This window comes from Bifidobacterium parmae, assembly GCF_002860365.1.
GTDB lineage: Bacteria > Actinomycetota > Actinomycetes > Actinomycetales > Bifidobacteriaceae > Bifidobacterium > Bifidobacterium parmae.
Genome location: NZ_NMWT01000004.1, coordinates 1 through 19,876 on the forward strand (window position 1 = coordinate 1; position 19,876 = coordinate 19,876).

The 19,876-nt window shown below is 66.2% G+C and carries 14 protein-coding genes; 9 read left to right on the forward strand and 5 right to left on the reverse strand.

Going from position 1 to position 19,876, the window contains the following annotated elements; all coding sequences use genetic code 11:
• Positions 1 to 24: 24 nt before the first annotated feature.
• Entirely contained in the window at positions 25 to 753 is a 729-nt protein-coding gene (locus Uis4E_RS02375; RefSeq protein WP_133125380.1) for a hypothetical protein, read from the reverse strand.
• Between the two features lie 513 nt (positions 754 to 1,266).
• Here Uis4E_RS02375 and metG point away from each other — a divergent pair.
• Positions 1,267 to 3,144 carry a methionine--tRNA ligase gene (metG, locus tag Uis4E_RS02380; RefSeq protein WP_101621689.1) on the forward strand — a complete coding sequence of 626 codons (1,878 nt, stop codon included), beginning with the start codon at positions 1,267 to 1,269 and terminating at the stop codon, positions 3,142 to 3,144.
• A gap of 388 nt (positions 3,145 to 3,532) precedes the next feature.
• Here the strand turns inward: metG and Uis4E_RS11800 are convergent, their stop codons facing one another.
• A complete protein-coding gene (locus tag Uis4E_RS11800) occupies positions 3,533 to 3,997 on the reverse strand; it encodes a hypothetical protein (RefSeq protein ID WP_165784812.1) in 465 nt (154 codons plus the stop codon).
• On the opposite strand from Uis4E_RS11800, the gene Uis4E_RS02390 reads away from it, so the two are divergent.
• The 4 genes from Uis4E_RS02390 to Uis4E_RS02405 all read left to right on the forward strand — a co-directional run bounded on the left by Uis4E_RS02390 (position 3,979) and on the right by Uis4E_RS02405 (position 10,027).
• Entirely contained in the window at positions 3,979 to 5,340 is a 1,362-nt protein-coding gene (locus tag Uis4E_RS02390; protein ID WP_101621721.1) for an ATP-binding protein, read from the forward strand. The two genes, Uis4E_RS11800 and Uis4E_RS02390, sit on opposite strands and share 19 nt — an antisense overlap.
• A 41-nt stretch (positions 5,341 to 5,381) precedes the next feature.
• Positions 5,382 to 6,341, forward strand: a complete 960-nt coding sequence (locus Uis4E_RS02395; RefSeq protein ID WP_101621690.1) for a TatD family hydrolase — start codon at positions 5,382 to 5,384, stop codon at positions 6,339 to 6,341.
• A gap of 274 nt (positions 6,342 to 6,615) precedes the next feature.
• On the forward strand, positions 6,616 to 9,042 hold the full coding sequence (locus Uis4E_RS02400) for a KUP/HAK/KT family potassium transporter (RefSeq protein ID WP_243394278.1): 2,427 nt from the start codon (positions 6,616 to 6,618) through the stop codon (positions 9,040 to 9,042).
• Positions 9,043 to 9,154: 112 nt separating this feature from the next.
• Complete coding sequence (locus tag Uis4E_RS02405; RefSeq protein WP_101621691.1) at positions 9,155 to 10,027, forward strand: class II glutamine amidotransferase; 873 nt, start codon at positions 9,155 to 9,157, stop codon at positions 10,025 to 10,027.
• Between the two features lie 21 nt (positions 10,028 to 10,048).
• Here the strand turns inward: Uis4E_RS02405 and Uis4E_RS02410 are convergent, their stop codons facing one another.
• Positions 10,049 to 10,360: a helix-turn-helix domain-containing protein gene (locus Uis4E_RS02410; protein ID WP_243394279.1), complete on the reverse strand. Its 312-nt coding sequence runs from the start codon at positions 10,358 to 10,360 to the stop codon at positions 10,049 to 10,051.
• Positions 10,361 to 10,637: 277 nt separating this feature from the next.
• On the opposite strand from Uis4E_RS02410, the gene Uis4E_RS02415 reads away from it, so the two are divergent.
• A complete protein-coding gene (locus Uis4E_RS02415) occupies positions 10,638 to 11,468 on the forward strand; it encodes an HD domain-containing protein (RefSeq protein WP_243394280.1) in 831 nt (276 codons plus the stop codon).
• On the opposite strand, the gene Uis4E_RS02420 is transcribed toward Uis4E_RS02415, so the two are convergent.
• Positions 11,458 to 12,708: an ATP-binding cassette domain-containing protein gene (locus Uis4E_RS02420; protein ID WP_101621693.1), complete on the reverse strand. Its 1,251-nt coding sequence runs from the start codon at positions 12,706 to 12,708 to the stop codon at positions 11,458 to 11,460. The genes Uis4E_RS02415 and Uis4E_RS02420 overlap by 11 nt on opposite strands.
• The gene (locus Uis4E_RS02425; protein WP_101621694.1) at positions 12,705 to 14,054 is read right to left on the reverse strand and encodes an FtsX-like permease family protein; all 1,350 of its coding nucleotides are present in this window, start codon (positions 14,052 to 14,054) and stop codon (positions 12,705 to 12,707) included. The genes Uis4E_RS02420 and Uis4E_RS02425 overlap by 4 nt, the downstream gene beginning before the upstream one ends.
• 397 nt (positions 14,055 to 14,451) lie before the next feature.
• On the opposite strand from Uis4E_RS02425, the gene Uis4E_RS02430 reads away from it, so the two are divergent.
• From Uis4E_RS02430 to Uis4E_RS02440, 3 genes are all read left to right on the forward strand, one after another.
• On the forward strand, positions 14,452 to 16,074 hold the full coding sequence (locus tag Uis4E_RS02430; protein ID WP_101621695.1) for an MFS transporter: 1,623 nt from the start codon (positions 14,452 to 14,454) through the stop codon (positions 16,072 to 16,074).
• 459 nt (positions 16,075 to 16,533) lie between these two features.
• Complete coding sequence (locus tag Uis4E_RS02435) at positions 16,534 to 17,724, forward strand: LacI family DNA-binding transcriptional regulator (RefSeq protein ID WP_101621696.1); 1,191 nt, start codon at positions 16,534 to 16,536, stop codon at positions 17,722 to 17,724.
• Between the two features lie 473 nt (positions 17,725 to 18,197).
• Positions 18,198 to 19,562 carry an MFS transporter gene (locus Uis4E_RS02440; protein ID WP_101621697.1) on the forward strand — a complete coding sequence of 455 codons (1,365 nt, stop codon included), beginning with the start codon at positions 18,198 to 18,200 and terminating at the stop codon, positions 19,560 to 19,562.
• The last annotated feature ends 314 nt before the right edge of the window (positions 19,563 to 19,876 follow it).

Sequence of the window (19,876 nt, forward strand, 5' to 3'; positions counted from 1 at the left end):
CGTCGCGCGGCAGCTGCGCGCGGCTCACGGCGCGACTCCGACGCCGTGCCGGTCATCGACATGACGACTGTCACCGTGACGACGGTCGATGCGGCGGCTGTCGGCATGCCGGTGATCGTAGGAGCGGCGCACGCCGGAGAGGCACGCGCGGGTGCGCGGCATCGTCGACATGCACGGATTCTCGTCGAGGATCGTGGCGCAGTCGTCGGGCGTGAAATCGTAGGCGTCCATGAGGTCGACGATCCGTTCCGTGTAGTCGTTCGGGTGCGCGGCGGTGGCGTGCAGCGAGGCGACGTCGCACGCGGTGCGCGTCGGATCGGTGACGCGCAGATTGCCGATCGTGACGAGATGACGCGGCGTGACCTTGCGCGTGAACGCGCGGACCCGATGCCCGAAATGCCGCATGCGGAAATGCGATCGGGACAGCACGTCGAGCGTGCGCGGGAACTCGCCGCCCATCCACACCCACATAGCGGTGAGCGCGCACGCCGCCGTGGAATGGGGGATGATGCGGTGCACGATCGAGGCGCGGCCGTACAGGGTGGCCGCGTGCTCCGACCAGTAGCCGCTCTCCATGTCGTCCAATGTGGTGATCGTGCCTTCGGCGGCGAGCCGGCCGAGGCTCATCGGGCCGGGCAGATCGCGTTCGCGCAGGATCGTAGGCACGAGCGGCGTCGTGCGCAGCCTGGGCGGCGGCTTGGATGGTGCGGGCGGTGGTTCAGGTGCTGATGCGTTCGTCGTTGAAGGTTCCATGACCACACCGTAGGGCGTGCGCGGCGTGCGCGCCAGCCGGGCCGGAGGCCGGGGAATCGGGGTGGATAACCCGGTGGACGGGCGCGAGGTTATCCACAGGCTGCGTGCGATGGCCGGGCCGCGTGGTGGTTCCTCCCGCTGGCGGGAGGTGGCGTGCGGAGCACGTCGGAGGGTGGTCTCGGAACTCGTGCGTGTGGCCGTCGCGGGTCGTCCGGGACCACCCCCAGTCGGCTCCGCCGACAGCCCCCGCCAGCGGGGGCGGAACAGGAGGACGGTCGGGCAGGTTGGCGAACGGCGGTGGCAGTCCCCGCCGGCGGGGGCGTGGAGGTGCGTTGCGGGTTGTCGCGTGCGATGGCCGGGGTGCGTGGTGGTTCCTCCCGCTGGCGGGAGGTTGCGTGGTGGGTGGTGATGCGCACGCTGTATCCGTGTTCCTCCCGCTGGCGGGAGGTGGCGTGCGGAGCACGTCGGAGGGTGGTCCGGGCGTGTCCCCGCCGCGCCCGATAATTCGATCTTATGAGTCATATTCTGGTGAATGTTGCATGGCCGTATGCGAACGGCCCCCGCCATATCGGTCACGTGGCCGGTTTCGGCGTCCCCTCCGACGTGTACGCCCGCTACGAACGCATGAAGGGCAACGACGTGCTGATGGTCTCCGGCACGGACGAGCACGGCACCCCGATCCTCGTCGAGGCGGAGAAGGAGGGCCTGACCGCGCAGGAGCTCGCGAACCGCTACAACCGCGTGATCGCCAAGGATCTGTGCGATCTGGGTCTGAGCTACGACCTGTTCACGCGCACCACCACCGGCAACCACGAGCACGTGGTGCAGGAGATGTTCACGCAGTGCCTGAAGAACGGCTACATCTACAAGGGCACGCAGCAGGTGGCGATCTCCCCGTCCACCGGCCGCACCCTGCCGGACCGCTACATCGAAGGCGAGTGCCCGATCTGCCACGCCGAGGGCGCGCGCGGCGACCAGTGCGACGCCTGCGGCAACGAGCTCGACCCGGACGAGCTCATCAACCCCGTCTCCAAGATCAACGGCGAGACGCCGCGCTTCGAGGAGACCGAACACTACTTCCTTGACCTGCCGGCGCTCGCCGAGGCGAACCTCGCCTGGCTGAACACCCGTGAAGGCTGGCGCACCAACGTCATCAACTTCTCCAAGGGCCTGTTCAAGGAGGTCAAGCCGCGCGCCATCACCCGCGACATCGACTGGGGCATCCCGGTGCCGGTGAAGGGCTGGATCGACAACCCGAACAAGAAGCTGTACGTGTGGTTCGACGCGGTGATCGGCTACCTGTCCGCCTCCATCGAATGGGCGCGCCGCCAGGGCGACCCGGAGCTGTGGCGCCAGTGGTGGAACGACCCGTCCTGCCCGGCCTACTACTTCATGGGCAAGGACAACATCACGTTCCACTCCCAGATCTGGCCCTCCGAGATGCTCGCCTACAACGGCCAGGGCTCCAAGGGCGGCGAGACCGGCAAGCTCGGCCCGCTGAACATGCCCGAACAGGTCGTCGCCTCCGAGTTCATGACGATGGAAGGCAAGAAGTTCTCCTCCTCGCGCGGCATCGTCATCTACGTCAAGGACATCCTCTCCCGCTACCCGGTGGACGCCGTGCGCTACTACATCTCCATCGCCGGCCCGGAGAGCTCCGACTCCGACTTCACGTGGGCCGAGTTCGTGCGCCACAACAACGAGGAGCTCGCCTCCTCGTGGGGCAACCTGGTCAACCGCGTCGCCAACCTCATCGCCAAGAACTTCGGCGAGATCCCGGCGCTCGACGAGGATTCGATGACCGACGAGGACCGCGCCCTGCTCAACGAGACGCGCGGCGCGTTCGCCACGGTCGGCGGCTTCATCGAGAACCACCACCAGAAGGCGGGCCTCATCGAGGCGATGCGCGTGGTCGGCGACATCAACAAGTACATCTCCGCGACCGAACCGTGGAAGATTAAGGACGACGAGAAGCGTCTCGGCACCGTGCTGCACGTGGCCGCGCAGGCCGTCTCCGACGCGAACCACCTGCTCGCTCCGTTCCTGCCGCACGCCTCGCAGAAGGTGTGGGAGGCCCTGGGCGGCAAGGGCGTGTTCTCTCCGCTGCCGCGTCTCGAAGAGGTCGAGGATCTCGACAAGCCGGGCTTCGAGTACCCGATCATCACCGGCGACTACAAGCTCGGCGAGACCGTGCACCCGTGGGAGAGCGAACCGATCGAGGTGGGCGCCCCCGTCGCCAAGCCGACGCCGATCTTCGCGAAGATCCCGAAGGAGGCCGTCGAGGAGGAACTCGCCCGCTTCGACGAGGCGCTCGCCGCCCGTCGCGCCGCCGAGGCCGAACGCCTTGCCGCCGAAAAGGCCAAGCTCGCCGCCGAGGAGAAGGCCGAGTAAGCCCGGTGCCTTGCTTCCGCCGGCGGGCTGAGCCGTGAAGCAAACGCGGAAGCGTTTGTAGGCGAAGGCGAACGACAGTGAGCAAATATGATGTCGGCCGAAGGCCGTCCATAATTGCAGGGGCCGGAGGCTGTCCCGCGAAGCGGGATGAGGGTGGTTGTCCGGTGGGTCGGCCGGGACCACCCCCAGTCTCGCTACGCTCGACAGCCCCCGCCAGCGGGGGCGGATTTGTAGCGTTGCCGGATGTGGGCGACTCCGCGACAGCCCCGCCGGGGCGGATTTGCTGCCATGGTGATGCTAAGCGGTTACAAAATCGTTACATAGTGCCCAGAGGTTTCTCAGGAACGCACATCATTCCTCCAAGGGATTGACGGTTAACTTAGTCATGTCAGCGGTTGGGAGTTCCTCCCGAAGTCAATATCACTGGCGAGGTTCTTCCCGGACCCCATAACTGAACCCTTCTTCTCTCTTCTCTCTCACCCGGCGGCTTCTCCCCGCCGGGTTTCTTTTCGCCGCTTTTACCGCGTCCCCGCGCTCGCATTCGGGCGTCATCGGCAAGTGCGCCGACGGCGTGGTCCTGCGCGCGGTGACGCGCCTGCGCAACGGCGGCGCGAAGACCGACGTCGATCCCGCCGCGCTCCGGACCGTCGAACGCCTCACCGGCGTGGATTGCGAGAACTGCCGGAAGTAGGCGGCGATGCTGGATTTCGATTCCGGAATCGTTGTTTTTGTGAAATTGCGCTGGGTTGAAACCTCTGTTTTTGTGAAAATCTGATACAGTATAATCGCTGTTTTTGTGAAAAAGATTGATTTTCCAACGTTTGTGGAGATATGATGCTGCAGCGTAAAGCATATCAGCGATTAATGGAATGGAAGCTCCAGTCGCAGGGGCACACGGCCATGCTCATCGAGGGGGCACGCCGCGTGGGCAAGAGCACGCTCGCCGAGGAGTTCGGTCGCAACGAGTACGCGTCGTGTCTCACCGTCGATTTCACCCATGCTCCCGACGATGTGCTGGCATATTTCCAAGACATGCGCAATGATCTGGATACGTTCTTCCTGTATCTGTCCGCCTACTATGGCGTGACGCTGCACGAGCGGAACAGCCTCATCATCTTCGATGAAGTGCAGTTGTACCCGAAAGCCCGCGAAGCCATCAAGCAACTCGTCGCGGACGGGCGGTTCGACTTCATCGAAACAGGGTCCCTGGTGTCCATCAAGGAGAATGTCCGGGACATTCTCATCCCCTCCGAAGAACGCTCGTTGGCATTGGATCCGTTCGATTTCGACGAGTTCCTATGGGCAATGGGGGAGGAACCGCTAAGCCGGGCGATCGCCGATTCCTATGAGAGACTCCGGCCGTTGCCCGATTCGCTGCATCGCAAAGCCATGCGCCTGTTCCGCGAGTACATGCTTGTCGGAGGCATGCCGCAGGCGGTCGAAACCTATGTCCGGACACGTGATTTCCATCAGGTGGATGCGGTGAAGCGCGATATTCTCAAGCTGTACCGCGACGACATCGCCAAACACGCGGGGTCGGCCAGAAGACGCGTCACCCTGCTGTTCGACGGTCTGGTGTCGCAGCTGTCGAAGCACGAGAAGCGGTACAGCCTTTCCTCTTTGGATACGAACGCCCGCATGCGTGATTATGACGATGCGTTCTTCTGGCTGTCGGATGCATGCGTCACCAATGACTGCGTCAACTCCACCGATCCGACCGTAGGACTTGGGGCATACGCCGACAGGGCGACGGTCAAATGCTACATGGCGGACACCGGTCTGCTGGTCACGCAGGCCTTGGCCGATTCCCGGACTACGGAGGATGACATCTACCGTGACGTGCTGCTGGGGAAGATCGCCGTCAACGAGGGCATGCTCGTGGAGAACGTCGTGGCCCAGCTGCTGCATGCCGGCGGCCATCGGCTGTACTTCTATTCCCGCAGCAGCCGCAACGACGCCGCAAGCACCATGGAGGTCGATTTCCTTATCGTCTCCCGGTATCCGAACGCCGCCATGAAGCCCCGCATCAGTCCCATCGAGGTCAAGTCCGGAACCCGATACCGCACCGTATCCCTTGACAAGTTCAAGAACAAATTCGGACAACGCGTGGGCCTGGAGTACGTGCTTCACCCCAAGCCGTTGACGGTGGCCGGCGACAGACGATATCTGCCGCTGTACATGGCCGGATTGTTGTAGGAACAGATCGTCCGCCGCACGCCTCGCTAGACTGGGCGGGTATGAGCAAGCATCATCATCGCGACCGCAGCTGGGCGCCCGCGCCGGAACCGCTGCCGGAAGGCGCCCACGTCATCGACAATCACACGCACGTCGCCTCCGTCGTGCCGTTCGCACGCGCGATGAGCCACGAGGCCGTCGCGAAAGGACAGCCGGAAGTCCCCGTCTACGACGTCGACGAACTGCTCGCGCAGGCGGCGGCGGTCGGCGTGACCGGAATCATCGACTGCGGCTGCGAACTGCCGAACCTCCAACGCGCAATCGACATGGCCGTCGCGCACCCGGGCGTCGTGCACGCGGCGATTGCCATCCACCCGAACGAGGCCGTGCGTCACGGCCACCGCGCGGTGGCCGGGCCGGACGGACTGGCCGTCACGTACAAGCCGTACCACGACGTGCCGTTCGACGAGGCCATGGCCGAGGTCGAACGCCTCGCACGCGCGTACCCGGACCAGGTCGTCGCGATCGGCGAGACCGGCATGGACCTGTTCCGCACCGGCGAGGGCGCGCTGGAACTGCAACGCGAGGCGTTCCGCGCGCACATCGCGCTCGCCAAGGAGCTGAACCTGCCGATGCAGATCCACGACCGCGACTCGCATCGCGAAGTGATCGAGACGCTGCTCGCCGACGGCGCGCCCGAACGCACCGTCTTCCACTCGTATTCCGGCGACGCCGAGATGGCCGCGATCGCGCGCGAGAACGGCTGGTACCTGAGCTTCTCCGGCACGGTGAGCTACAAGGGCAACGAGGGAATCCGCGAATCGTTGCGCATCGTCGGACTCGACCACGCGATGGTGGAGACCGACGCGCCGTACCTCACGCCGATGCCGTACCGCGGGCGCACGAACGCGCCGTACATGATCCCGTACACGTTGCGCGCGATGGCCGATACGCTCGACATGCCGCTCGCGGCGGTGGCGCGCGGCACCCGCGCCACCACGCGCGCGGTGTACGGCGTGTGAGGCGCGGCGGCGTGCGCGTGCGGTGACGGTGCGGTGACGCGGGCGCGGCGGCGGTGACGACGGCGCGGTGATGCGGGTTTATCGGGCGAAGTGGGGGAACGATGGTGGATTTCCGTGCGATTTCGCCGCGATGATTCGCACTGCTGGTGAATTTGTGGTGATTGCGTCAGAGGACTACGATGATTGCCCGAATGAAGCGAGTGTGACGCAAGAGACGAAAGAGCATCGAGAACGGCAGGCAGTGTGAGGCTGCTCCGCATGGAGGATTGAGCGTATGACTGACCGCAATCAGCAGACCAAACGCGCCCGCAAGGTGGTAAGCGGCACCGCAGACGACACGAGCAAGAAGGCAGGCAGACCGGGCGGCGCGAACGGTACCAGGATGAACGGTACCGGCGCGAACGGTACCGGTGCGAACGGGACCGGCAAAGCCAAGGCCGCCGTCGTGCGGCCCCGACCGGCCGACGAACGCCAGGCGAAGGCCAAGGCGGAGAAGGAGGCCCTGCTGAGGGCCGACACCTTCACCAACGCCCCGAAGGTCTCACGCCGCACCCTCACCAAGGAGGAGCGCGAAGTCCTCGCCAAGCAGGCCGAGGCCGAGAACAAGGAGGCCGCCAAGCTCGCCACCACCGCCGCGAAGGGACGCTTCGGCCGCTGGTGGGCGCGCCTGCAGTCCGGGCCGAACAAGGTCAGCTGGGGCATGATGATCGTCGCGCTCGGCGTCGTCTACGGCGACATCGGCACCTCGCCGCTCTACACCGCGCAGACGTTCCTCTCCGGGCAGGGCGGCATCGGCAGCGTCGACCGCGAGGCCGTGCTCGGCATGCTGTCGCTGGTGTTCTGGTCGATCACGCTGATCACCACCGTCAAATACGTGCTCATCGCGATGAAGATCGACAACAACGGCGAAGGCGGCATCTTCGCGCTGTACTCGCTGATCCGCCGCCGCGGCGCGTGGCTCGCCATCCCCGCGATGGTCGGCGGCGCCGCGTTCCTCGCCGACTCGGTGCTCACGCCGGCCGTGTCGATCAGCTCCGCCGTCGAGGGCCTGCAGACGCTGCCGCCGCTCGAGAAGCTGTTCGACGACAATCCAAGCCTCACGCTGATGATCACCGTGGTCATCATCGTCGTGCTGTTCATGGTGCAGTCGCGCGGCACGGAAAGCATCGGCCGCGTGTTCGGCTCGATCGTGCTCGTCTGGTTCAGCTTCCTCGCCGTCGTCGGACTCGTGAACCTCGCGCAGGACTGGACGGTGTTCGCCGCGCTCAACCCGGTGTACGGCGTGCGGTTCCTGTTCAGCCCGCACAACGACGCCGGCATCGCGCTGATGGGCACCGTGTTCCTCGCGACCACCGGCGCCGAGGCGCTCTACTCCGACATGGGCCATGTGGGCCGCGGCAACATCTACTTCACGTGGCCGTTCATCAAGGTCGCGCTCGTCTGCTGCTACTTCGGCCAAGGCGCGTGGATCCTCGCGCACAGCCGCGACCCGCACTACACGACGATGAAATCGTTGAACCCGTTCTTCCAGATGATGACGCCGAACGTGCGCTACGTGGCGGTCGTGCTGTCCGTCACCGCCGGCGTAATCGCGTCGCAGGCGCTCATCACCGGCGCGTTCACGATGGTCTCCGAGGCGACGCGACTCAACTGGATGCCGCATCTTCAGGTGCGCTACCCGGCGCGCACGCGCGGGCAGCTGTACATCCCGGTCGTCAACGCGGTGCTGTGCGTCGCGACGCTGCTCGTGCTCGCGATGTTCAAGGATTCCGAACACATCTCCGCCGCGTACGGACTCGCGCTCACCATCACGATGATCACGACGACGATCCTGCTCGCCGTATACCTGTGGTACGCGAAGCGGCGGGTCGGCGCGATCGTGTTCCTCGTGCTGTTCCTCGCCATCCAGATTCTGTTCTTCATCGCGTCGATGGCGAAGTTCCTGCACGGCGGCTGGTTCACGATGCTGCTCACCATCGCAATCCTGTTCGTCATGTACACGTGGAACGAGGGCACGAAGCTGGAACGCGCGCAGCGCCGCCACATGCGCCCGAAGGACTTCCTGCCCACGTTGGAGAAACTGCACGGCGACTTCCGCATCCCGTACTTCGCCGACAACATCGTGTATCTCACGTCCGACAGCGAGACGAAACGGCTCGACACCGACATCTTCTTCTCCATCTTCGCCGACCATCCGAAGCGCGCCCGCGCATGGTGGGCGGTGAGCGTGGAGACCACCGACCAGCCGTTCACGCGCGAATACGAGGTGCAGAACTTCGGCACCGACTTCCTGTTCCGCGTGCGCATCCGGCTCGGATTCAAGGTGTCGCAGTCGATTCCGGCGTACCTGCACCAGATCATGCACGACCTGTCGAAGACCGGCGAACTGCCGCAGCAGAAGTCGCTGTACCCGAAGGTCGACGCCGATCCGAACATCGGCACGATCCGCTACGTGCTGATTCACAAGGCGCTGATGCCGGAGTCGAAGGTCTCCGCGCGCGGGGCGTTGTCGCTGCAGACGAAGTACGCGATTCGCCACGTCGCCGGATCGCCGGTCAAATGGTTCGGACTCGCGCCGTACAACCCGCTCGTCGAAGTGCAGCCGCTGTTTGTGTCCACGCGCAGGCCGCCGCGGCTGAAGCGGATTGAACGCGCCGCCGGGAGCGAGCCGGTCACCGGGGATTTGCCGCCGGTGCGGTGAGGCCGCGACGCGGACGAGACGCGGTGTGGACGAGACGCGTGGATGAAACCTATAAGCAACGCTTATAGCACCGGCCGCGCGTCGAATCGTGTGCGGGTTATGGTAGCCAACTATGTGCAGATTACTGGGTTACGCGACGGCAGGGTTCAACCTGAGTCTCAACGCAATCCTAGGCACGGAGGGTGTGGACGCCTATCGTGAGATGAGCGAGATCCACAACGACGGCTGGGGTTGCGCGATGCTCTACGAGCCGATCGAACGACCCGGCACACTCGATGGCGGCGCGCCTTCGCCCGAGACCGGCACCAAGCTGTACAAGACCACCGTGGCCGCGCGCCTCGACCCGGTCTTCCCCGAACTCGCCTCCGAACCGGCGCGAGGTGGCCTGTGGCATCTGCGCCTCGCCTCCTCGAACCTGCCGCTCATCCTCGAGAACCAGCAGCCGTTCTTCGCGAACGGACTGAGCTTCATCCACAACGGCGACATCTCCGATTCGCACGGCCGCAACATCGTGACGAACCGCCAGTACCCGGTGAACCACAGCGTGTTCCTGTCCACCGGCGGCCGCTCCGACTCCGCGATCTTCTTCGCCGTGATCCTCGAATACATCGGCTTCGGCTACGACCTCGACGAGGCCGTGGCGCAGGCCGTGCGCGAGCTGCGCCAGGCGTACCCGCGCTCCAGCTACAACTGCATGATCCAGTCGCAGGACCAGTTCATCGCGTTGAACGCGGCCGGCCGCGAACGCACGTCGTCGCGCATCGTCGAGATCTACGACCAGTACGGCCAGGGCGAGAAGGCACAGGACTACCGTGTGATGCGCTACCGTGCGCTCACCGACGAGGAGGGCGCGCCCGCGGGCATCGTCGTCGCGTCGTCCGGCTTCGACCAGACCGAGGCCGACGGCTGGGAGGAGCTTGAAAACGACCAGATGATCGTCGCCTCCAACCGCACCGGCGAATGGTCGATGCGCTCCATCGACTGATCGTGCGGGGATTGTTTCATCTCATACGATGACGATCGGTTCGCGGCCGGGGAGGGTGGCGCTGACGTGCAGGATGCCGCCGAGTCCCTCGACGTAGCGTTTCAGTGTGGAGACCTGTGTGTGGTCGATGTCGCCGCGTTCCAGTTCGCAGACCCGTTTCTGGCTGACGCCCATGTGGTCGGCGAGTTGCTGCTGCGTCAGCGCGCAGGCTTTACGTGCCTCCTTGAGCTCGTAGACGCGGATGCGCTCCTGCAACTGATCCTTGTATGGCTGCAGGTCCTGCTCGGTGAGTCCGCGCTTGGCCATGTAGTCGTCAAATGATGTGCGTTTCATCGTGCTTCCTCCTGGTCGATGGCATCGAGATGCACTGAATAGATATACCTTTTAACGTATATCGAGTATGCGTTTCTGTTGTGTTGGTTGTTTGGAGATTCCGTTGGGAAGTGGCTTGGGGGAGTGATTGGGCGCTCCGATTTAGAATCGGCTTTATTCCGCGGTTTTGCAACTGAGGGTGTTGTCATTTTCTGACTGTTTCCGACGTATGGTTTCCAATGGAATGCGGAAACCGCCTACGGAAAGGCGCGTTCCGAGGCCGCCATACAATGGCGGTATGGTTCCTACGCTTGAGCAGATCGAAGAGCTTCACCACAAGATCGCGCCTTCCGAAGAGGCGTACGACCTGATCCACACGCATTGCGTGATCGTCGCGCGCATCGCCCGCATGCTCGCGCATCGCCAGAACATGCTGTTCGCGCGCCGCTGCACGTTGCCGAAGGATGCGGCGGAACTGGCCGCGCCGTCCGCGGCGGGCGCGGAGGCGGTGCTCGCCGGAATCGAAGCGGGGGAGGGCGGCACGCCTGCTGTCGGTACCACCGGGTCCGGTGCGTCCGGGGAGCCCGCCGCGCGCGATCTCCTCGCCGTGCCGCCGTCCGACGGGGTGACCGGCGGGCATGTGCCGCCGCGGCTCATCGACGAGCATCTGGTCACGATCGGCGGACTGCTGCACGACATCGGCACGTACAGGGTCCTCAAGCATGACGGCACCGACGGCGAACCGCTGAAATTCGCCGGCAAGAAGTACATCAAGCACGGTCTGCTCGGCTACGAGTACCTGCTGGAGAACGGCGTGGACGAGGAGATCGCGCAGTTCGCGCGCAACCACACCGGTGTGGGATTGACGCGCGACGACGTGATCCGCCAGGAGCTGCCGCTGCCGCCGGCCGATTACGTGCCGGTCAACCTCGAACAGGAGACCGTGATGGTGGCGGACAAATACAACAGCAAGTCGCTGCCCGCCAAGTTCGTCACCGCGGAAAGCTACACGAAGCGCGCGGCCCGCTTCGGCGAGGAGAACAAGCGCCGCTGGCTGGAACTCCTCGACCAGTACGGCGTAGTCGACGTGCGCCCCCTCGCCAAGGAATACGGCATGGTCATCGTGTGAGGGAGAAGACCTCGTCGGCGGCTTGCACGACCTCGTCGGACGAGGTCACGACGATGACGGCGCGTTTCGGGTCGCGGGCGTGCGCGATCGAGGCGAGCAGGTCCAGAATCGCGGCCGCATCATCCGCCTCCAGGCCCTTCGTCGGCTCGTCGAGAATCACGACGTCCGCTTCGCAGCTGATCGCGCGGGCGATCGCCACGCGGCGCTGTTCGACGAGCGGCAGCTCGCGCAGCGGACGCCCGCTCGTCGCCTCGGAGAATCCGACGCGGTCGAGCAGTTCGCGCGCGATCACCGGCTTCGGCTTCAGGTACGTGCGCCCGGACGCGTCCATCGCGTACCGCACGTTCGCTTCCGCGTCGAGGTCGCCGCGCACCGCGTAGCGCTGCGGCACGATGCCGAGCCGGTGCCCGCGCAGCTCGTTGATCTCCAGTTCCGCGAGGTTCGAGCTCTTCGTCATCGCCGTGCCGGACGTGGGCAGCTGGTAGCCGCCGAGCACCTCCATCAGCGTGACGCGCTGCTCCGGATCGTCCGCGTCGGGCAGCACGCGGATCGCGTACAGCGAGCCCGCGTAGCAGGCGAGCGACACGTTGTCGAGCACGTGACGTCCGGTCTTGCGGTTCGTCGTGGTCGCATGGTTGAGCGAGAACGTCGGGTACGACTTGAGCAGCACGCGGTCGCCGACCTGCCGGTCGAGCGCCCGTTCGGAACGCTTCGTCGACGCCTTGATCTCGTTCGGGTCCGCGCTCGCGCTGACGTCGTGGTTCTTCGCGGCCAGCGCGAGCGTCTCGTTGACGCGTCGCGCGTTCGCCGCCGTGGCCGCCGCGCTCGTCTCCTTGGGATTCGCGTCGGCCGCCTTGTCTGCGGTGGTGTCGGTGGTGTCGGTCGTTTCCGCGGTCTCCGCGGGTTCGGCGGCGGTCGCGTCGCCTTCCGCGGCATCATCCGTCTCGCCGGCATCCGCCGCGTCGGCGTCGCCCGCCGAGTCCGTTTCGTCGGAAACGGACACCGGCGCGGACTCGCCTGCCGCGTCGTCGTCGACGGCGTCCGACAGTTCGTCGTCCGTCGCATCCGCCGCGTCGGCGTCGGTCAGATCGTCGATGGCGAACGCGATCGACGTGTCGGCCGCGTCGTCGTCCTCGTCGTAGACGACGCTGAACTCGACCGGTTGCGCGTCGATGTCGTCGGCCGTGATGTCGTCATTCTCGACGGCCGGTTCGGTCTTGTCGATGTCCTGCTCGCTCATGCCTTGTCCTCCGAAATCTCCGATGCCTTGAACAGATTCGCGTTGGGGAACGTCGCCGGCCGCAGCATCGCGACGATCGCGAGCGCGACGACGATGCCGATCGATTCCCAGACCAACGGCCAGACGATGCCGGCCGTGACGGGCGTGGCGTGGCCGCCGGCCAGCGTGGCGCCGATCGCGCCCGCGCCCAGGCCGCCGGCCAGCAGGCCGATCACGGCCGGAACCACGGTGAGCATGAACGTCTCGACCATGAACTGCCAGCCGAGACGCGGCTTCGTCACGCCGGAGACGAGCGCCATGCCGATTTCGTCGGTGCGGCCGAACCAGGTGCGCGCGATGGTGAGCGCCGCGAGCACGAGGCATCCGCCGAGCGCGACCACCCACAGGATGACGCGCGTGCGGGAGGCGGCGTCGCCGAGCGGCTTGATCGACGCCTCATACTCGTCGAGCGACGGGGAGACGAGCTCGTAGCCCTTCGGCAGCTTCGCCTTCGTGACGAGCGTGACGAACTTCTTGTAGGTGGCCGTGTCGGAGAACTGGAAGACGATGTCGAGATCCGGCTTCGACCAGTCGTTCTTCGGGTCGTCGCTCTCCTTGGTGACGCCCATCGTGTACGTGGTGGCGTAGGCGGAGTAGATCACGTTGTCGCGGTTGTCCTTCGCGTACTTGCCGTCGCCGTCGCCGTTCGAGCCGGCCGCGTCGTCGTATTCGTAGATGCCCTGCACGGTGAACTCGTAGGTCTTCGATTCGTCGGTCGGATCGCCGACCTTGAACTTGTCGCCCACCTTGAGGTTGTTCTTCTCGGCCACGGCCTTGGAGACCAGCGCGCCGGTCGCCGTCGTGTCGGTGAACGTGAGCTTCTTGCCGGAGGTCAGATGGTAGGAGCCGAACTCGTTGGCCTTCACGGCGTTGTCGTCGTAGAAGGCGCGCAGCTGGAACTCGCCGCCCGTCTTGTCGGCCGCGGATTCCGTGTCCGCGCTGCCGGCGATCGCCTTGATCGACGAGGACTGGCGCACCGGCACCGTGGAGATGAGCGAATACGTGAACGTGAGGTTCTGCTCCTGCATCTTCTCCGCATACGGCTCGTAGTCGGTGAGCGTGAGATACCGCGACGTGGTCGACTTCGCGTCGTCGGACTTCATCGTGGCCTGCGTGGCGGCGGTCGGGCGCAGCACCGCGTTCGGGGTCTGCGAATCGTAGGCGCTGCCGTGGGCGGTGTTGCTCGCCTGCACGATCGCGAGCGAGGCGATCGTGCCGAACGAGACGAGCAGCGTGACCACCACGGTCAGCACTGAGATCGCCCAGCGGCGCGACACGGCGCGCCAGGCGTTGGTGAGAACGAACATATGCTGCTTCTCCAGTCCTCTATATCCCTATGCGCGCGGGGCGGGGTGCCGGGGTCGGCCGGGGTGCGGGATCCGCGCGCGTTTCGCTATAACAGTAAGACAGTACGTCGGCAAATGTGGGGGTTCTCTTGCCTGATGCTGTGAGGTGGCTGGGAAAACTCCCTCAGTCCGCCTGCGGCGGACAGCTCCCCCTCAAGGGGGCGCAAAGAAATGGCCTTTTTGCGCCCCCTTCAGGGGGAGCTGTCGGCGAAGCCGACTGAGGGGGTGCCGGGGTGCCCGGGTCTGCCGGGCCCGGGAAACCACGGCCGAAACCCTGTCCGAACGAACCGGCAAGTGGGACAATATATAGAGGTATAACGAGGTACTGAGAGATATAGGGAAAGGGAAGGAGTCCATCATGATGGAGCCATATAAGCGGCCGGGCATCGACGACCGGCCCGATTACGAGAAGGCGCTCAGCGCCGAAGACAAGGCCTCGGTCTCCCGACTCGCCGCCGACCCGCACCGCATCGCCCCGGAATCATCCGTCGAACAGCCGACCGCGCAGGCCGCCCGCCTCACGACGGAAGGCACCGCGTCGGTCGTCGCCGCCGCACGCGTCGACGCCGCCGTGCCCGACTACGCGTCGTCGTTCCTCGACATGCGCGACCCGATGGTCGCCGCCGACGGCGAACGCCCCGACGCCGTGCAGCTCTCCCACCTCAAATGGGGGTTCGCCGTCGGCTCGTTCCTCACGGCCGCGCCGTGGGGCGCCGTCAACCTCGTCGGCCTGCCGAACCAGATCGCGCGCGGCGCCGGCTTCGACAGGGGCCTTGCCGACCCGGCCGCCACCCTGCGCGCCGTCGGCCTCGCGCCCGCACTGTCCGCGATGATCATCCTCGGCGCCGCATGGAGCCTCCTGTTCACGCCGCTCGTCGCCGCACTGTCCGACCGCACGCGCGTGCCCGCGGGCCGCCGCACGCCGTGGCTCGTCGCCGGCGGCGTGCTGTCCGCGCTGGTCGCGCTCGCGCTCGGCGCGGTGACCGCCACGGTGCTCGTCGTCATCCTGTGGACGGCGTTGCAGTTCACGTACGCGATGCTCGTCGCGCCGCTCGCCGCCGCCGTCGCCGAACGCGTGCCCGACAAGTTCCGCGACGAGACGGAACGCTGGAACGCGATCGGCGTGATCGCCGGGCAGGCGGCGGGCGGCGTGGTCGGCGGACTCGCCATCGGCTTCGGCGCGTTCAACCCGTTCCTGTGCGCGGCCGTCATGTTCGCTGTGGCCGGCGTGGCCACCGTGCTCGTGTGGCCGCGCGAACCGTCCAGCACGGAACAGCCGCACGTGCGGTTCAGCTGGCGCGACGTGTTCGACGCGGCGTCGCTGCGCCTGCCGCGCGCGGCGGCGGACGCGACGGCAGGCGCCGCGCGGTTCCGCCGCCTGCTCCTCTCGCGCGTGTGCATGACCGCCGCCGCTGCGGCGACCGGCGTCTACCTGTGGTACGTCGTGCGGTTCGCCGTGTACGGCGACGACCCGGCGCTCACCGCCGCGCCGATGACGCTGCCCGCCGGCGTGCTCATCGCGTTGCTCGCGCTCGCCACGTTCGCCGGCACGCTGCTCGCGACGACCTCCGCCGGCGCCGTCACCGACAAGTTCGCCGAAGGATTCGGACCATGGTGGCGCGGATCGCACGCGGCCGTCGTGTGCGCGTGCGTGCTGTACGCGATCGGCCTGCTCGCCGGACTGGCGATCGTGACGATCGGCGGCGAACGCAGCCTCGTCGTGTTCTCGTTCGTGTCCGGGTATGCGGGCGGATTGTACGACGTGCTCGTCCAGCCGCTCGTCGTCGACGCGCTGCCGGACCCGCATGCGGCCGGACGATACCTGCGCACGTACGCGAACGCGAGGCCGTTCGGACTGGCGCTCGGCGCGGGATTGGGCGCGGGCGCGGTCGCCGTGGCGCCCGCGTCGTTCGGCTACATGGCGGTGTTCCCCGCCGCGATCGCGTGCGTCCTGATCGCCGCGTTCTTCCTGCGCAAGTAGCGGGCGTGTGCAGGCCCCCGCTGGCGGGGGCTGTCGGCGGAGAAGGAGGGGCAACAGACTCGGCCCCCGCTGGCGGGGGCTGTCGGCGGAGAAGAGGGGGCAACAGACTCGGCCCCCGCTGGCGGGGGCTGTCGGCGGAGCCGACTGGGGGTGGTTGGGCGAGTCGGGGACCACCCTCAGTCTCACTGCGTTCGACAGCTCCCGCCAGCGGGAGCGGGGAATGGTCGGGCCTCGTGGTTCCGCCAGCGGGAGCGGGGATGTGGGGCCTCGTGTTCCGTCAGCGGGAGCGGGGATGTGGGGCCTCGTGTTCCGTCAGCGGGAGCGGGGATGGGGTGTCTCGTGGTTCTGTCGGCGGGAGCGGGGGTGGGGTGTCTCGTGGTTCCGCCGGCGGGAGCGGGGCGGAAGAGTGAAGTACGATAGTTCCGTATATATGGCGGTAGCGTGAAAGGGGAGTGGTGCATGGTCGGTATGCGTGACGTGGCCCGTCGGGCCGGAACCTCGGTGAGCACGGTGTCGCTCGTCGTCAACGGCACCGGATACGTGTCCGACGAGATGCGCCGGCGCGTGCAGGACGCGATGGACGCGCTCGGCTACATCCCCAACGAGCTCGCACGTAACTTCTACCGCGACCGCACCAACATGGTCGGCGTGATCGTGCCGACCGTCCGCCATCCGTTCTTCGCCACGTTCGTCGCCGCCCTCCAGCGCGGATTCTCGGCGCGCGGCATGCGCGTCGTCCTGTGCTCGGTGGCGGACACCGGCAAGGACGAATCCGAATACATCGACATGCTGCGCCGGCACATGATGGACGGCATCGTCATGGCCGCGCACACGCGTCATCCCGCCGACTATTGGACGTCGATCGGCCGTCCGGTCGTCGCGTTCGACCGCTATCTCGGCGAAGGCGTGCCGTCGGTGCGTTCCGACCACGAGCAGGGCGGCCGCATCGTCGCACGCGAGCTGATCGCGTCCGGCGCACGTCACGTCGCGCTGGTCGGCGGCCCGCGCGCCCAGTTCCACGATCTCACGGACGACGAACTGTCGGATGGCGGTCAGCAGGACGGCGCGATCGCCGCGTCGTCGTCCGTCGCGCCGCATCCGGAATCCACGTTCCCCACCGTGCGCTACTACCTCACGCTGGAACGCGAGCTGGACGCGGCCGGCATCGCGCACGAGTACGTCGAGGCGGGCGGCGTCGACGATTTCGCCGGATACGTCGCCGCCGTGCGCGACCTGTTCGGCCGTCGCGGCCGCGTGGTCGCCGGCGACGTCACCGGCGACGCGACGGCGGCAGACGGCGGTGACGGCGGCGTCGCGCCCGTCGTGACGGACGCCGCCGTGCCGCCCGTCGACGCGATCGTCGGCAACGACGTCGTCGCCGCGCTCGCCGTGCAGGAGGCGGCGCGGCGCGGCATCCGCGTGCCCGACGACCTCCAGGTCGTCGCGTACGACGGCACGTATCTCGTCGACGCGGCCGGCGTGCGGCTCACGACCGTCGCGCAGGATTTCGGTACGATCGCCGAGCGCATCGTCGACCGGATGATCGCGCTGATCGGGGATGGTGGCGCGGTCGCCGGTGACGGTGACGCGGGGGAGCGTGGCGTCACGCTCGTGCCGCTCGTCCTGCGCAAAGCCGATTCGACGCGGTGACGGTGGCCGCGGGCTGTCCCGCAGGTTACGGGAATGTGATGGGAACATGCGACGAATGCGCATGGTTCACATAGTGAACATCGGCGGCCGGCGGCGGAACGGCGCTCCTATGGTGTGGAACCAGTTCGAGCGATAACCGCTCGGAAGGACAAACTTCTAGACCGAAAGGAGGCCGCCGCGATGACTGGATACACTGCCGATACCACCGTTGATGAGTCCGTTCTGACCCTCGTCAACGTCGCTCTGCTGTCTGCACGAATTATTATTCCGTCTTCGCTGGCGGCATGAGATCGGCTTACAAGCTTGAGCCCCGTCAGCGAAGGCAGGGCGAGAGCGATTGATCACGTTTCAAGCCCTGCATGAGATGCGGGGCTTTTTCATTGCCCGCCCGCCACGATCCACAAGATCAGGGTCCGGTGATGGAATTCCGCGAAACAGAGAGAGAAACCCCATCCAATTCAGGAGACAATCCCATGAGTGCAGTCGAGGCAACGACTGAAAACGCAGCTGAAGGCAAGCTGCAGGCGATGGCCCACGATTCCGTGAAGACCGTCATCGCCGCCTCCATGGTCGGCACGGCCATCGAGTTCTACGACTTCTACGCCTACGGCACCGCCGCGGCGAACTACTTCCCGCACATCTTCTTCTCCGCGAAGGACAACCCGACCGTCGCGCTGCTGATGAGCCTGCTGACCTTCGCCATCGCGTTCATCGCCCGCCCGCTCGGCTCCCTCGTGTTCGGCCACTTCGGCGACCGCATGGGCCGCAAGACCACGCTGGTCGTCTCCCTGATGACGATGGGCATCGGCACGTTCCTCATCGGCTGCCTGCCGACCTACGACCAGGCGGGCGTCTTCGCCGTCGCCATCCTGTGCCTGCTGCGCTTCATCCAGGGCATCGGCCTCGGCGGCGAATGGTCCGGCGCGGCCCTGGTCGCCACCGAGAACGCGCCTGAGGACAAGCGCGCCCTCTACGGCTCCTTCCCGGAGCTCGGCGCCCCGATCGGCTTCTTCCTCTCCAACGGCACCTACTTCCTGCTTGAGACCTTCAACGACTCCGACGCGATGCTCGCCTGGGGCTGGCGCGTGCCGTTCCTGCTCTCCGCGGTGCTCGTGATCATCGGTCTCGTCGTCCGAGTCCACATGGAGGAGACCCCGATCTTCCGCATGGCTCAGGAGCAGAAGAAGGTCGTCAAGTCCCCGCTCACCGAGGTGTTCCGCAAGTCCTGGAAGCAGGTCCTGCAGGCCACGTTCCTCGTCGCCGTCACCTACACGCTGTTCTACACGCTCGCCACCTGGTCCCTCGCTTGGGGCACCAAGGAGCAGGGCGAGGGCGGCGGTGGCCTCGGCTTCACCAACCAGGAATACCTGCTCATGCTCATGATCGCCATCTGCGTGTTCGCCGCCTTCATCGTGATCTCCTGCGTGAACGCCGACAAGTGGGGCCGCAAGCGCGTCATCATCACGTCCTCCGTGCTGCTCGTCGTGTTCGCCGCGCTGTTCCCGTTCCTCCTGAACGGTGAGATCGTCGGCCAGCGCAACTTCTTCGCCAACATGGTCTTCCTGTGCGTCGGCTTCGCCCTCATGGGCACCGCGTTCGGCCCGATCGGCGCCTTCCTGCCCGAGCTGTTCGACGCCAACGTGCGCTACTCCGGCTCCGGCATCGGCTACAACCTCGCCGCCATCGTCGGCGCGGCCTTCGTGCCGACCATCGCCACCTGGCTGAGCTCCCACTTCGGCGTGCACTCCGTGGGCCTGTACCTCGGCGTGATGGCCGTGTGCTGCCTCGTCGCCGTGCTCTCCTGCCGTGAGACGAAGGACGTGGACTTCACGAAGTGACGTTTCTTCCTCGCCCCCGCTGGCGGGGGCTGGCGGCGAAGCCGACTGGGGGTGGTCCGGTCCGGACCGTGAACCACCCTCCGGCGCTTCGCGCCACCTCCCGCCAGCGGGAGGGAACGGGCTTTACGCCCCCAAACTTTCCAGCTGTAATCGCGTTTGATTTCGGCTTGATTCCATAACTGAAAATTCAACTCAATATTTGGACGCGGGCGACCGCGCCGCCCACTGCGGGACTAGAAATAGTCCCCAGTGAACCGATGACTTTCCCCGACACAAGGACACAATCCTTCTCGCCGAAGGCCGTCAGCAATCTC

Bases quoted from the DNA above. Each gene is read 5' to 3' on its own strand.
- Uis4E_RS02440 (WP_101621697.1), top strand. From the start codon at position 18,198: ATGAGTGCAGTCGAGGCAACGACTGAAAACGCAGCTGAAGGCAAGCTG.
- Uis4E_RS02430 (WP_101621695.1), top strand. From the start codon at position 14,452: ATGATGGAGCCATATAAGCGGCCGGGCATCGACGACCGGCCCGATTAC.
- Uis4E_RS02425 (WP_101621694.1), bottom strand. From the start codon at position 14,054: ATGTTCGTTCTCACCAACGCCTGGCGCGCCGTGTCGCGCCGCTGGGCG.
- metG (WP_101621689.1), top strand. From the start codon at position 1,267: ATGAGTCATATTCTGGTGAATGTTGCATGGCCGTATGCGAACGGCCCC.
- Uis4E_RS02375 (WP_133125380.1), bottom strand. From the start codon at position 753: ATGGAACCTTCAACGACGAACGCATCAGCACCTGAACCACCGCCCGCA.
- Uis4E_RS02410 (WP_243394279.1), bottom strand. From the start codon at position 10,360: ATGAAACGCACATCATTTGACGACTACATGGCCAAGCGCGGACTCACC.
- Uis4E_RS02400 (WP_243394278.1), top strand. From the start codon at position 6,616: ATGACTGACCGCAATCAGCAGACCAAACGCGCCCGCAAGGTGGTAAGC.
- Uis4E_RS02390 (WP_101621721.1), top strand. From the start codon at position 3,979: ATGCTGCAGCGTAAAGCATATCAGCGATTAATGGAATGGAAGCTCCAG.
- Uis4E_RS02395 (WP_101621690.1), top strand. From the start codon at position 5,382: ATGAGCAAGCATCATCATCGCGACCGCAGCTGGGCGCCCGCGCCGGAA.
- Uis4E_RS02405 (WP_101621691.1), top strand. From the start codon at position 9,155: ATGTGCAGATTACTGGGTTACGCGACGGCAGGGTTCAACCTGAGTCTC.
- Uis4E_RS02435 (WP_101621696.1), top strand. From the start codon at position 16,534: ATGGTCGGTATGCGTGACGTGGCCCGTCGGGCCGGAACCTCGGTGAGC.
- Uis4E_RS02420 (WP_101621693.1), bottom strand. From the start codon at position 12,708: ATGAGCGAGCAGGACATCGACAAGACCGAACCGGCCGTCGAGAATGAC.
- Uis4E_RS11800 (WP_165784812.1), bottom strand. From the start codon at position 3,997: ATGCTTTACGCTGCAGCATCATATCTCCACAAACGTTGGAAAATCAAT.
- Uis4E_RS02415 (WP_243394280.1), top strand. From the start codon at position 10,638: ATGGTTCCTACGCTTGAGCAGATCGAAGAGCTTCACCACAAGATCGCG.